At 45.3% G+C, this 245-nt stretch carries 1 protein-coding gene; it reads left to right on the top strand.

Annotated features, from left to right (window positions below; all coding sequences use genetic code 11):
• Positions 1 to 245, top strand: a 245-nt coding sequence (locus tag RUW00_RS22925; RefSeq protein ID WP_315956835.1) for a prealbumin-like fold domain-containing protein, incomplete at both ends; no start/stop codon positions are given.

Raw genomic sequence — 245 nt, 5'->3', positions numbered from 1 at the left:
TAAAGGCTCTGTCCAGCTGACGAAGGAAGATGCGGAAGGCAAGAAACTTGAAGGTGCAGTCTTCAAAATCGTCGGCAGTGATGGAAAAACGGTTAAAGAAGATCTGGTTTCCAATAAAGACGGAAAAATAAAAACATCCGGCCTTGCACCCGGTCATTACGCCTTCATTGAAACGAAAGCGCCTGACGGTTATGTGGTAAATACGGAGAAAGTGGAGTTTACCATCTCAGAAACAGCGGAAGGAA

The organism is Bacillus sp. IS1 (assembly GCF_032461585.1).
Lineage (GTDB): Bacteria > Bacillota > Bacilli > Bacillales > Bacillaceae > Bacillus > Bacillus velezensis.
Note: the sequence above shows the minus strand (reverse complement) of the source record. Positions and strands in the feature narration are given on the sequence as shown.